The following is an 11,589-nucleotide window of genomic DNA, read 5'->3' on the forward strand; positions in this document are numbered from 1 at the left end:
AGGGTTTTCATAGTCGTGCATCGAGCTCGATCGGTGCCCCAAAGGGAAGAGCGAGGAGTGCATGCGGGTACTCCGCCGCGGTGACGCCGGACCGGACGTCGCCGAGATCAGGTCCACGCTGGCGGCGATGGAGCTGCTCCCGCCGGTGACCGAATCCGGGGAGTACGAGGTCTTCGACACGGCAATGGAACATGCCGTTCGAGCGTTCCAGCAGCGCCGTGGGCTCATCACAGACGGCCTGGTGGGCCCGGCGACCTATCAGGCGCTTCGCGGCGCGGGCTTCCATCTGGGAAGCCGTCCGCTGACCTACATGTTCTCCGCCCCCATGCAGGGTGACGACGTCTTCGCGCTCCAGGAGCGGCTGACCGAGCTCGGTTTCGACGCCGGCCGCCCGGACGGGCATTTCGGCCCGCAGACCGAACGCGCGCTCAAGACCTTCCAGCGCGACATGCGCCTGGTCGCCGACGGTATGTGCGGCCCGGCCACCATCCGTGAGCTGCACCGGCTCTCCTCGCCGCGTGCCCGCGGCGGCCGCCCCGTTTTCCTGCGTGAGCAGGAGCAGGTGCGGCAGGCGGGCCCCCGGCTGCGCGGCAAGCGCATCGTGATCGACCCGGGCCACGGCGGCGAGGACCTCGGCGTCGTCGCCGGCGGCCTGCGTGAGGCGGACATCGCCTGGGACCTGGCGCGGCGGCTCGAAGGCCGGATGCAGGCGACCGGCATGGAGGCGCTGATCTCGCGCGGCCCGAACCAGAGCCCGAGCGAAGGCGACCGGGCGAAGTTCGCGAACGAGGCGGGCGCCGACCTGTTCCTTTCGCTGCACAACGACAAGAACCCCTCGCCCAAGGCGCAGGGGGTCGCGAGCTTCCACTTCGGTACCGGCAACGGCACCACGTCGACGGTCGGCGAGCTGCTGGCGGGCTTCATCCAGCGTGAGCTGGCCGCCCGCACCGGCATGCTCGACTGCCGCACGCACTACAAGACCTGGGAGATCTTCACCCGCACCCGCTGCCCGGCGGTGCGGATCGAGATCGGCTATCTGACCAACCCGGAGGACAGCCGCAAACTGGCGGACCCGGCTTTCCGCGACGTCGTCGCCGAAGGCATCCTGGTCGCCGTGAAGCGGCTGTATCTGCTCGGCGAAGGGGACCAGCCGACCGGCACGTTCACCTTCGCGGACGTCCTGGCCCACGAACTCGCCAAAGCGGAGTAGCCAGTCCTCCACACCCGCACGCGGGCGCACATCCCTCTGCCGAAGCCCTCGGCACAACCGGTTGTGTGCTCCCTCGGCCGAGCACGCCACCCCTAGATCCACCCGGCGCGCAGCCCCCGCCCTTCCCGGGGGGCGTCCCCAGGTCCAGCCTACCCATCCACAGATTTTCCACCGCTCCTATCAGCGATCTGTGGATAACTCGGCGGGTTACCCACAGCTGTCCCCAGGCCGGGGGATGGCTGCTGCGCGCGCTCGAAAACTCTGCTAAATGGCGCCGGCGGAGAAGGTCAGGCGCGGCCCAGGCTCGGCTCGGCCGTCGTGATGGAGACCTGGCCGAGCAGCCGCTCAAGGGCCGCCTCCACGTCTTCCTTCCACGAAATCGCCGACCGCAGTTCCAGTCGCAGCCGCGGCCACCGCGGATGCGGCCGCACGGTCTTGAACCCGACGCTCTGCAGGAACGCGGCGGGCAGCACACAGCTGTGCCCGCCGTCCGGATCGGTCTCGTCGGGCTTGGCGTCCCCGAACGCTTCGATCGCGCGGACACCGCGTTTGGTCAGATCCTTCGCGACGGCCTGCACCAGCATCCGGCCGAGTCCGCCACCCTGGAATTCGGGAAGCACCTGGAAGGCGGTCAGCAGGACCGCGTCCGGGCCGGGAGGCGAAGTCGGGAAGGCCAGCGAGCGCGGCACGGCGTTCGGCGGCGCGTAGAGCACGAAACCGACGGGCAAGGTGTCGCTGTAGACGATCCGGCCGCAGGAACCCCACTCCAGCAGCACACTGGAGACCCAGGCTTCCTTTTCGACCTCGGTCGCGCCGTATTCCTCGGCCTGCGCCTTCATATGCGGCGCCAGCTCCCAGTACACGCAGCGGCGGCAGCTCTTGGGCAGGTGCTCGAGGTTGTCCAGGGTTACGCCCACGACGCGACGCGACACAGACAAACCTCCCTGAATGACGACACCCGACGCAGCCTTGTCCCGAGCAGGGCTTACCGAAGGGGTCCAACCCGAGGATAGGCCGATGTGATGAACACCGGAAGGCCAGGGCCCCTAGAGGGAGGGTGGTTACACTCGATGGAACTACCAGTCGGTAGCGACTATGTCCACTTCGAAGCCGGGTGAAGCGCCTGATGACCGAGAATCGCCCTGTCCGGCCGGAGCCCGGCCGACACAACCTCGACCCTCACCTCGACCGTTACGCCGCGCGTACGGCCGGGATGACTGCTTCCGAGATCAGGGCGTTGTTCGCGGTGGCCAGCCGCCCCGAAGTGGTATCGCTCGCCGGCGGGATGCCGAACCTCGCAGCGCTCCCGCTGGACACCCTGTCCGCACAGGTCGGCGAGCTCATCGCCGAGGACGGCCTGGTCGCGCTCCAGTACGGCTCCGCGCACGGTGTTCCCGCCCTGCGCGAGCAGATCTGCGAAATCATGGCCCTTGAAGGCATCAAGGCCCACCCGGACGACGTCGTCGTGACGGTCGGCTCCCAGATGGGGCTCGACATGGTCACCCGGCTGTTCTGCGATCCGGGCGACGTCATCATCGCCGAGGGCCCGTCGTACGTCGGCGCGCTCGGCTCCTTCGCCGCGTACCAGGCGGACGTCGTCCACGTCGCGATGGACGACCACGGCCTGGTCCCCGAGGGGCTGCGCGCCGCGCTCGCGGAGACGCGGAAAGCGGGCCGCCGGGTCAAGTTCCTCTACACGATCCCGAACTTCCACAACCCCGGCGGCGTCACGCTGGCCGTCGAGCGGCGCGCGGAGATCGTCGAGATCTGCCGCGAGAACGACATCCTCATCGTCGAGGACAACCCGTACGGTCTGCTCGGCTTCAGCGGTCAGACGTACCCGGCGCTCCGCTCGATCGACCCCGACAACGTCGTGTACCTGGGCTCTTTCTCGAAGACGTTCGCCTCGGGCCTGCGGGTCGGCTGGGTGCTCGCACCCCACGCCGTGCGGGAGAAGCTCGTGCTCGCGGCCGAGTCCGCGACACTTTGTCCGCCTACGCTTAACCAGTTGATCGTGTCGCGATACCTCTCGACTCACGACTGGATGGGTCAGATCAAGACCTTCCGCGAAAACTACCGGGAGCGCCGGGACGCGATCCTGTCCGCACTCGAACAGCACATGCCCGCCGGTTGCAGCTGGACCAAACCCGATGGCGGTTTCTACGTCTGGATGACCGTCCCCGAAGGCGTGGACACGAAGGCGATGCTGCCGAGGGCCGTCACGGCCCGGGTCGCGTACGCCTCCGGAACCGGTTTCTACGCCGACGGTTTCGGCAGCAGACAGCTTCGTCTTTCCTACTGCTACCCGACGCCCGAACGGATCCGCGAAGGCGTCCGGCGGCTCGCCGCGGTGCTCGAGTCCGAAATGGACTTGGCGCGTACCTTCGGTAACGCGAGCCCACGCTCGATTTCGGGGCCGCAGAACCCCTCTCCGGACACGGTCTGATCGACCGGACGTCCCCAAGCACAAAGGAGTCTCGGTGGTCGACCGCACCGTTGCCGTACTCGCAGGCGGCCTTTCCCACGAACGCGACGTCTCTCTCCGCTCCGGGCGCCGGCTCTCGGTCGCGTTGCGGGCGGAAGGCCTCGTCGTCGAGGAATGGGACACCGACGCGGGTCTGCTCGAACGTCTTCGCACCCAGCGGCCCGACGCGGCCATCGTCGCCCTTCACGGTGGTGAAGGGGAGAACGGCGCGGTGCAGACGATCCTGGAGATGCTCGACGTGCCTTACGTGGGCACCAGTTCGCGGGGCTGCCGTCGCGCGTGGGACAAGCCGACGGCCAAGGCGCTCGTCGCCGACGCGGGCTTCACCACGCCGGACTGGGTGGTCCTGCCGCACAGCACCTTCCGCGAGCTCGGCGCGCAAGCCGTGCTGGACTCGATGGTCGACACGCTGGGCCTGCCCATGATCCTGAAGCCCGACCAGGGCGGGTCGGCGCTGGGCGCCCAGGTGGTCAAGGACGTCGCGGAAATGCCCGGCGCGATGGTCGGCTGCTTCGCTTACGGCGACACCGTCCTCGCCGAGAAGTTCGTTTCCGGCGTCGAGGTGGCCGTCACGGTCATCGAAGGCGAAGAGGGACCTGAAGCCCTGCCGGCGGTCGAAATCGTGCCTGAGAGCGGCGTGTACGACTACACCGCCCGCTACACCGCCGGGCTGACCGATTTCTTCACCCCCGCGCGGATCCCCGACGACGCCGCCAAGGCGGTCGGCGAGCTGGCCGTCGCCGTGCACCGGCAACTCGGTCTGCGCGACATCTCACGCACCGACGCGGTGATCACCGAAGACGGCACGGTCCACTTCCTCGCGGTGAACCCCTCGCCGGGTCTCACCGAGACGTCGATCGTGCCGGTGGCGATCGAGGCGGCCGGCTCCACCCTCGGCTCGGTCTTCGCCGACCTCGTCGGGCGGGCGATTTCCCGCAAGAGCTGAATCGGATTCGCGGAAGGGGACTTGCCCAGCGTGGGCGAGTCCCTTTTTCTATCGCCGGGCCACGACGACGATCTCCCCGGTGAAGTTCCCTCGTTCATCGCGGGTCGGACTCTGGAAGCGGAGGAAGGGGAGGCCGGTCATCGCCCGGACCATCCGCGCACCCACGACAACAGCTCTTCGTCGCGCAGGGAGCCGATCACGACATCGGCGGGGAAGTCCTGGTGCTTCAACGTGGGCACCCCGATGACCGGCACGCCGGCCGCTCGCGCCGATCGGAGGCCGGTCATGGAGTCCTCGAACGCCAGCGCGTCAGAAGGCTCCACGTTCAGGAGGGCACAAGCGGTCGAGTACATCTCCGGATCCGGCTTCGGCGCGGTCACCTCGTCGGCGGCCAGTTTCACGGGAAACATTCCCGCGAGGCCGCCGCGAGCGAGTGCGGCGTCCAGCAGAGCTCGGGGCGAGTTGCTCGCGACGGCGACCGGTACGGCGGCGGCGGTCAGTTCGACCAACTCACGCGCGCCGGGCATCGCCTCCGCCTTCGCGGTGACGACCTCGGTCACCAACCTCAGCAACTCGTCCGCGATCTCGGCGCCGGCGTCCGGTTCACCGAACGCCTCCGCCATCGCGTCGGCGGCGGCCGGGAGCGACTTGCCGATCACCAACGCCTTCTCGTCCGCGCCGAAGGGGAGCCCGCGCCGAGCGAACAGTTCGGTCTCGGCGACGGACCAACACGGCTCGGTGTCCATGAGCAATCCGTCGCAGTCGAAGACGACCGCGCGCGGATTTCGACCGCCGAAGAGCCCCTTCACACTTGCCCCCAGTTCAAGCACTCAGCGTCACCGAATCATCAGCACTCAGCTATCGTCACCGTGACAAAACGACCCGGGGTGATCCCTAATCGGTTTCCGGTGTCTGATTTGCCTGATTTTGATCCATGAGCGCCACGATGCGTTCAAGATCGTCAACCGAGCCGAATTCGAGCGTGATCCGCCCCTTGCGACGACCCAAGTCGACCTTCACGCGCGTGTCGAACCGGTCCGAAAGGCGATTCGCCAGTTCTTGGAGACCGGGCGCCTGGATCGGCTTACGGGGAGCGGGCTTCGGCTTGGCCGGCTTTTCGCTCTTTTTGAGCGTGACGGCTTCCTCGGTCGCGCGGACCGACATGCCCTCCGCGACGATCCGCGCGGCGAGCTCTTCCTGACTGTCGGCGTCCTCGAGAGACAGCAGCGCCCGCGCGTGGCCCGCCGAAAGCACCCCGGCCGCGACCCGCCGCTGGACCGCGAGGGGGAGTTTGAGCAAGCGGATCGTGTTCGTGATGACCGGGCGGCTGCGCCCGATCCGGCTCGCCAGCTCCTCGTGCGTGACCGCGAATTCGTCGAGCAGTTGCTGATACGCGGCCGCCTCTTCGAGCGGGTTGAGCTGAACGCGGTGGATGTTCTCCAGCAGCGCGTCGCGCAGCATCGCCTCGTCGGCGGTCTGGCGGACGATCGCCGGGATCGCCTCCAGCTCCGCCAGCTGCGAGGCACGCAGCCGCCGCTCGCCCATGACGAGCTCGTACTCGTCGTTGCCGAGCTCGCGGACCACGATGGGCTGCATGAGCCCGAACTCGCGGATCGAGTGCTCCAGCTCGTTGAGCGCGTCCTCGTCGAAGACCTGCCGCGGCTGCTTCGGGTTCGGCTTGATCTGGCTGACCGGCACCTCGCGGTAGACCGCGCCGGAGACCGTTCCGCCGTGCGAACCGGCCGCGCCGTTGGCCGCGAACCAGCCCTTGTCCTCCGGCCCCGCGGGCTTGCTCGGGGGAGCGGCGGGGACGGGGGAGCCGTTCTCGGCCGGAGCCGCGGAACCCGGCGGCGGACCGGTGGGGATCAGGGCGGCGAGCCCGCGCCCGAGCCCCCCTCTGCGCTCGCTCATGCCGTACCGCTCCTTTCCTTCATCTCCACTCCGCGCTGGGCGATCTCCTTCGCCGCGTCCACGTAGCTCATCGCGCCCCGCGAACCCGGGTCGTACGCGAGGACGGTCTGCCCGTATCCGGGCGCTTCGGAGACCTTCACACTGCGCGGGATCACCGTCTTGAGGACAGTGTCCCCGAAGTGGTTTCGGACCTCGTTCGTCACCTGATCGGCCAGCTTCGTCCGGCCGTCGTACATGGTGAGCAGAATCGTGGAGACGCTGAGTTCGCGGTTCAGGTGCGCCTGAACGAGCTCGATGTTGCTCAGCAGCTGCCCCAGACCTTCGAGCGCGTAGTACTCGCACTGAATCGGGATCAGCACCTCCTGCGCGGCGACCATCGCGTTGACGGTCAGCAGACCGAGCGACGGCGGGCAGTCGATGAAGACGTAGTCGACGCCGATCTCGTCGAGAATCTCGGACGAGAGCGCCTCCTTGAGCCGCATCTCGCGGGACGCCATGGAGACGAGTTCGATCTCGGCACCGGCGAGGTCGATGGTCGCGGGCACGCAGTAGAGGTTGGGCGACTGCTCGCTCTGCGCCGCCGCCTCGGCCAGCGACACCTCGCCGATCAGCACCTCGTAGATCGACGGCGTGCCGGATCGGTGGTCGATGTCGAGCGCGGTGCTCGCGTTGCCCTGGGGGTCCAGGTCGATCACGAGCGTCTTGAGCCCATGGACGGCGAGGGCGGCGGCGAGGTTCACCGTGCTCGTCGTCTTGCCGACGCCGCCCTTCTGGTTGGCGACCGTCAGCACTCGCCGGCGGTTCGGCCGGGGGAGCGCACCCTCCTTGGGGTGCAGCACGCTGGCGGCACGGACGGCTTCTTCGGCGATGGGCGTCCAGCCGAGTTCCTGGCCGGCGCTCGCAGGGTCGGACGGCGGGGGAGTCACCGGTCTCGAGCCTCCTCTGTAGTGGACGTGAGAGTCGTTCTGCGTTGTTTCACGTGGAACCGGTCTAGCTACGCCTGCGCGATCGAGACGGTTTCGGGGGCAGACGGTGGATCACGACGACCGTGCTCGGAACCTCGAGCACCTTGGTGCCGCACTCGAAGACTTCCGGTTCGCCGCCGCCGGCCTTCCGGACGTCGGCGCGATCGCGTTCGATTTCCTCTCCAGCGCTCGCTCCTTTGAGGGCGACCAGAGCGCCTTGGGAACGCACGAGCGGGAGGCACCAGTTCGCGAGCCGGGCCAAGGGAGCGACCGCCCGGGCGGTGACGACATCCGCGCCACCGAGCTCCTCACGTACCTGCCGCTCTTCCGCGCGCCCGCGGACAACGGTGATGGGGAGTTCCAGCTTCTCGGCAACCTCGGCCAGCCAGTCGACCCGGCGAGCCATCGGTTCGAGCAGAACGATATCGAGGTCCGGTCGGCTGATCGCGAGCGGTACACCCGGCAGCCCCGCACCCGAGCCGACGTCGACCACACGGGCGCCATCGGGGATCCGCTCACCGATCACGGCGGAGTTGAGGACGTGCCGCTCCCACAACCGGTCGACCTCACGGGGGCCGATGAGCCCGCGCTCGACGCCATGCCGTTCCAGGAGTTCGACGTAGCCGGCGGCTTGCTCGACGCGGTCTCCGAATACTTCCGACGCCGCATTCCGTACCGATGCGGCGACCCCGTCCAAGCCCACTCTCGCTCCTCAACCCTCGACGCCGTTTCACGTGAAACGCGCTCCACTGATTGTCCATGACGCCGACCGCAAAGCGGGGAGACAGTCCGAAGTTGTGGACAACTCCACTCGGCTTTCCGCGTTTCACGTGAAACGCCACGCGTGTAACTCACCCCGGACATAAAGAAGCGGCCCGCCGGATGACCGGCGGGCCGCTTCGTTCGAGTAACCGTCAGGCGGGGAAGATGACGACCCGGCGCTTCGGGTCCTCTCCTTCACTCTCGCTCTTGACGCCGTCGACGGCGGCGACCGCGTCGTGCACGACCTTCCGCTCGAACGGGCTCATCGGCTGAAGCCGGACGCGCTCGCCGGACGAGACGACCGTCTCGGCGGTCGAGCGACCGAGCTCGCGGAGCTCCTCGCGGCGGTCCGCGCGCCAGCCCGCGATGTCCAGCATCAGCCGGCTCCGCGAACCGGTCTCCTGCTGCACCGCCAGCCGGGTCAGCTCCTGCAGCGCCTCGAGGACGGTGCCGCGAGGACCGACGAGCTTCTCCAGGTCCTCGCCGCCGTCGATGCTGACGATCGCGCGGCCCGCTTCGACATCGAGGTCGATGTCGCCGTCATAGTCCAAAAGGTCAAGCAGCCGCTCGAGGTAGTCACCGGCGATGTCGCCCTCCTTAACGAGGACGTCGTCGTCGACACCTCCCTTGCGAGCGGTCTCTTCAGCGGCGCCCTCAACCTCGGCCGCGCTGTTCTCCTCGGCGTCGATCGTGTCGATCGTCTCCGCCATTACTGGTCTCCTCTCCGGCCCGGTCGGCGTCAGCGACGCTTCCGGCCCGATTTCTTAGTCGAGTCCGAGATGAGACCGGGCACGTCCGCACCGTTCTCCTTCGAGCCGTTCGTCGACGACTCGGCTGTTGCGTCGTTGGCGTCCTTCTTCTCCGCGGCGGACGATCCGGTCTGGGCGAAGCCGTGCGGCGAGCCCGCCTTCTTGACCTGACCGCCGGAGGACGGCTTGTTCTTCTTCTGCTGGACCGGCTTCTGACCGGGGCGCGGCGCGGTCGGCTTCTGGCCGGGCTTCGGGCCGAGGTTGGAGCGCTTCTCCTTCTCGGCGGCCTTGCGGGCCTCTTCTTCCTTGTCGATCTTCGTGTAGACGAGACGCTGCTGCATCAGGGTCCAGCCGTTGTTGGCGAGCCAGTAGATGAGCAGACCGATCGGGAAGAGGGCACCGAAGATGAGGACACCGAGCGGGAAGATGTACATCGTCAGCTTGTTCATCATCGCCGTCTGCGGCGTGGCCGACTCGGGGTTCTGGCGCTGGACCGAGTGACGCGCGGTGAGGTGCGTGGCGATGCTGGCGACGATCATCAGCGGGATCGCGACCGGGGCGACGCCCCAGTGGAAGCCGGTCTCCGCGTTGCCACCGCTGACCATGTCGACGCCGGTGTAGATGGCGTCACCGAGGTTCGTGCCGAACAGCTTCGCGTGGACGTACGACTCCACGCCGGCCTGATCGAAGAAGTAGTTCTCGGTCTTCGGCCCGCCGTACGGGTTGATCGTGAACATCCGCAGGACGTGGTTCAGACCGATGAAGACCGGGATCTGAAGCAGCATCGGCAGGCAGCTGCCCAGCGGGTTGACGCCGTGCTCCTTCTGGAGCTTCTGCATCTCCATCGCCTGGCGCTGCCGGTCGTTCGCGTACTTCTTCTGGATCTTCTTCATTTCCGGCGCGAAGTCCTGCATCTTCTTCATCGACCGGACCTGGTTCACGAACGGCTTGAACATGATGCCGCGGACCGTGAACGTGAGGAAGATGATCGCGAGGACCCAGGAGAACGCGTTCGCCTCGCCGAACACGAACCCGAAGACCTTGTGCCAACACCACAAGATGAAGGACACAGGGTAGTAGATGAAGTCGAGCACTGAGCTACTCCTCGATCGGTGTTTCAGGTCGGCGATGGCGCCACGAGAACGTCTCGGGTACCGGGTCGCGGCCGGGCATGGTCCACGGGCCACAGCGCAGCAGACGCCGGACCGCGAGATAGGTGCCGCGGCCGGCGCCGTGCCGGGTCAGTGCCTCGACGGCGTACGCGCTACAGCTCGGGTAGAACCGGCACGCCGGAGGAAGGAAGGGCGAGATCGCCTTTCGATACAGCTTGATGGGCAGGAGCAGCACCCATGCCACCGGGCCTGGGCGGGCGTCTTCGGTGGTCTCGTTCTCGGTGGCTCGCATGCCGTTACACCGCTGATCCGTGGTCGGGGGGTCGCGTCTGGCGGGACAGCCCGAGACGCCGCAACGACGCGTCGAGATCCGAGCCGAGTTCCGCGCTGGACGCGTCCGCGGCCGGAGGTAGTGCCCGTATCACCAACGAGCTGCCCGGCGGCAGTGTTCCGATCCTGGCGGAAACGAGATGCCTCAACCGGCGGGTGACCCGGTGGCGGACCACCGAATTGCCCACGGCCTTGCTCACCACAAAACCCGCCCGCGCCGCTTCGGCGGCATCGGGCGGGTCCGTGGTCAACGCATGGACGACGAGGCGGCGCCTGCCTGCCTTGGCCCCACGCCGCATCACGGCACGGAAATCCTCACTGCGCCGCAACCTCGCGGCGGCCGGCAGCACGACGTCCCTCGACGACGGCCGGATCAGGCGGACAGCGCGCCGCGGCCCTTGCGACGGCGAGCCGCCAGGATGGCCCGGCCGGCGCGGGTCCGCATGCGCAGCCGGAATCCGTGGACCCGGGCGCGGCGGCGGTTGTTCGGCTGGAAGGTGCGCTTACCCTTGCTCACGACTAACTTCTCCTGTTTCTCGGCCGCCGGGAACGGTTCGACCCGTTCCTGGCGTGTCGTGCTGACGCACGGCAGTCTCTGGTGTCTCCTACCAACGTGTGGCCTCGTCACGTCGAGCGACGACAACGTGGGCACGCGAAACGCCCCCGCTGTATACGGGAGACCTTACGAGGGTACGCACCCACCGCCCGGGCCCGGCAGGCACCCCCTCGACCACGGACCGCGACCGTACGTGGAGAGTGATCACCGGCGACGCGAGGGCATCGAATGGCAACACGCCGTACACCGTGAAATGCTTGCGCGCGAGGACGCCTTGTGGCAACGAGCGGGGCTTGTTAGCGTGCCCCTCCCGGGTTTTCGCCGAGGTGGAACGGTGCAGGCGCCCGGGTGTCCTTGGGGATGTGGAGGCGTCCCGTCGGCATACGACGATCCCGCAGGTGGCGTCATCGCGGGCCGCCGTACATTAGTGCACAGCTGTGGACAACTATGTGGATATTTGCTGTGCGCACGAGCCGACCGGGCCATGATGACGCTCGACCCGGCGTTCGGGCCGCTGAGTGATCTCGCCGCAGCGCACCGACGAGGGGAGGGGAGTCAGGCAG

General features: G+C 67.9%; 13 protein-coding genes. 3 read left to right on the forward strand and 10 right to left on the reverse strand.

Annotated elements, in window-relative coordinates; all coding sequences use genetic code 11:
• Positions 1 to 61 precede the first annotated feature (61 nt).
• Positions 62 to 1,210 carry an N-acetylmuramoyl-L-alanine amidase gene (locus tag AORI_RS81580; RefSeq protein WP_007032252.1) on the forward strand — a complete coding sequence of 383 codons (1,149 nt, stop codon included), beginning with the start codon at positions 62 to 64 and terminating at the stop codon, positions 1,208 to 1,210.
• Positions 1,211 to 1,497: 287 nt separating this feature from the next.
• On the opposite strand, the gene AORI_RS81585 is transcribed toward AORI_RS81580, so the two are convergent.
• Positions 1,498 to 2,142, reverse strand: a complete 645-nt coding sequence (locus AORI_RS81585; protein WP_007032251.1) for a GNAT family N-acetyltransferase — start codon at positions 2,140 to 2,142, stop codon at positions 1,498 to 1,500.
• Between the two features lie 194 nt (positions 2,143 to 2,336).
• Here AORI_RS81585 and AORI_RS81590 point away from each other — a divergent pair, with 194 nt between their 5' ends.
• Together AORI_RS81590 and AORI_RS81595 are read left to right on the forward strand one after the other, a co-directional pair.
• On the forward strand, positions 2,337 to 3,656 hold the full coding sequence (locus AORI_RS81590) for an aminotransferase-like domain-containing protein (RefSeq protein ID WP_043849273.1): 1,320 nt from the start codon (positions 2,337 to 2,339) through the stop codon (positions 3,654 to 3,656).
• Between the two features lie 34 nt (positions 3,657 to 3,690).
• Positions 3,691 to 4,641, forward strand: coding sequence for a D-alanine--D-alanine ligase family protein (locus AORI_RS81595; RefSeq protein WP_016338351.1), 951 nt, complete (start codon positions 3,691 to 3,693; stop codon positions 4,639 to 4,641).
• Between the two features lie 137 nt (positions 4,642 to 4,778).
• On the opposite strand, the gene AORI_RS81600 is transcribed toward AORI_RS81595, so the two are convergent.
• From AORI_RS81600 to rpmH, 9 genes are all read right to left on the reverse strand, one after another.
• On the reverse strand, positions 4,779 to 5,471 hold the full coding sequence (locus AORI_RS81600; protein WP_338024036.1) for an HAD family hydrolase: 693 nt from the start codon (positions 5,469 to 5,471) through the stop codon (positions 4,779 to 4,781).
• A 64-nt stretch (positions 5,472 to 5,535) separates the two neighbouring features.
• Positions 5,536 to 6,552, reverse strand: a complete 1,017-nt coding sequence (locus AORI_RS81605; protein ID WP_016338353.1) for a ParB/RepB/Spo0J family partition protein — start codon at positions 6,550 to 6,552, stop codon at positions 5,536 to 5,538.
• Complete coding sequence (locus tag AORI_RS81610; protein WP_016338354.1) at positions 6,549 to 7,478, reverse strand: ParA family protein; 930 nt, start codon at positions 7,476 to 7,478, stop codon at positions 6,549 to 6,551. The genes AORI_RS81605 and AORI_RS81610 overlap by 4 nt, the downstream gene beginning before the upstream one ends.
• A gap of 64 nt (positions 7,479 to 7,542) precedes the next feature.
• Positions 7,543 to 8,220: a 16S rRNA (guanine(527)-N(7))-methyltransferase RsmG gene (rsmG, locus tag AORI_RS81615; protein ID WP_016338355.1), complete on the reverse strand. Its 678-nt coding sequence runs from the start codon at positions 8,218 to 8,220 to the stop codon at positions 7,543 to 7,545.
• 211 nt (positions 8,221 to 8,431) lie between these two features.
• A complete protein-coding gene (locus AORI_RS81620; RefSeq protein WP_007032243.1) occupies positions 8,432 to 8,989 on the reverse strand; it encodes a Jag family protein in 558 nt (185 codons plus the stop codon).
• A gap of 29 nt (positions 8,990 to 9,018) precedes the next feature.
• Entirely contained in the window at positions 9,019 to 10,122 is a 1,104-nt protein-coding gene (yidC, locus tag AORI_RS81625) for a membrane protein insertase YidC (RefSeq protein WP_016338356.1), read from the reverse strand.
• 4 nt (positions 10,123 to 10,126) lie between these two features.
• Positions 10,127 to 10,432, reverse strand: coding sequence for a membrane protein insertion efficiency factor YidD (yidD, locus tag AORI_RS81630; protein WP_016338357.1), 306 nt, complete (start codon positions 10,430 to 10,432; stop codon positions 10,127 to 10,129).
• Between the two features lie 4 nt (positions 10,433 to 10,436).
• Complete coding sequence (rnpA, locus tag AORI_RS81635; protein WP_037333978.1) at positions 10,437 to 10,820, reverse strand: ribonuclease P protein component; 384 nt, start codon at positions 10,818 to 10,820, stop codon at positions 10,437 to 10,439.
• 23 nt (positions 10,821 to 10,843) lie between these two features.
• Positions 10,844 to 10,987: a 50S ribosomal protein L34 gene (gene rpmH / locus AORI_RS81640; protein WP_005154511.1), complete on the reverse strand. Its 144-nt coding sequence runs from the start codon at positions 10,985 to 10,987 to the stop codon at positions 10,844 to 10,846.
• Positions 10,988 to 11,589 lie beyond the last annotated feature (602 nt).

The sequence above is a fragment of the Amycolatopsis keratiniphila genome (assembly GCF_000400635.2).
In the GTDB taxonomy this organism is placed as follows: Bacteria; Actinomycetota; Actinomycetes; order Mycobacteriales; family Pseudonocardiaceae; genus Amycolatopsis; species Amycolatopsis keratiniphila.